The sequence below is a fragment of the Lacinutrix sp. MEBiC02595 genome, from assembly GCF_053601555.1.
In genome coordinates this window covers 1-905 of record NZ_JBSHNU010000055.1, presented here as the reverse complement: position 1 = coordinate 905, position 905 = coordinate 1, and the positions used below count along the sequence as shown (strand labels likewise).

The 905-nt window shown below is 31.4% G+C and carries 1 rRNA gene; it reads left to right on the top strand.

Annotated elements, in window-relative coordinates:
* Nucleotides 1-90, top strand: a 5S ribosomal RNA gene (rrf, locus tag ACVCZW_RS00205); the annotation flags it as partial.
* Nucleotides 91-905: the final 815 nt, after the last annotated feature.

The window sequence follows — 905 nt, the reverse complement described above, 5'->3', positions numbered from 1 at the left end:
TGGGGCTCACCTCTTACCATTCCGAACAGAGAAGTTAAGCCCATTTGCGCCGATGGTACTACATTGTGGAAGAGTAGGTCGTCGCCTTTTTTAGAGAATCCTCAGCATTTATTTGTTGAGGATTTTTTTATGCAATAAAGTCAATAGAAAATTATAGTTAAAACTGGATGACGTTGAAGAAACTTTTTTGCTACTGCATAAGCGATAGAAACCACATCCTTTTCTATTATATTCTTTAATTAAAGATCGTAATCTTCACCAATATATATATGGTAAATGCTTCTTAGAACGAAACATCTATAAAAAAACAGACAGAGAATACCTTGCTTTTTAATACAATTGGCCCTAAAAATAGAGGAACCTATTTATTAGGGTATTGCAATATTTAAGTTTTTGTTCCTGTTTAACCAGGAACAGAAAAGTAGTCGTTGTTTTTTAGAATTAGTTGACTCCCTAAAGCAACCTCCAATGATGGGGTAAATTGTTTTTAATAATTATTCGACTTTTATAGAATGATTACTAAATAATACATAAGATATGCTCATTGGTATTCCAATCTTGTGTTCCATTTCTTTCTATAATTCGCTGTGCGTTCCGTTACTTAATAAAAGAATGAAGTAACGTCAGGCTATCCGCTATATCTTTTTGTTTATTTTTCAGATTTCAATAAGTAAAAACTCCTTATATATAGGTTTCGATTATTTATAAAACGAGTGACTAAAGTCCCATAAAAAGGATATCGCTACTATCCTTAACGCAAAAATCAAACTACAGGCATTGAATTTGGAAAAAACTTCAGGCTATAAAAGGTTGAAACTAAAGCCTTAGAACGCTTCAAAAAAAATAATCAAAAAAAAGATTAAAAAAGGTATTGTCAGAAAGAAAAAGGTATCTATATTTGCACC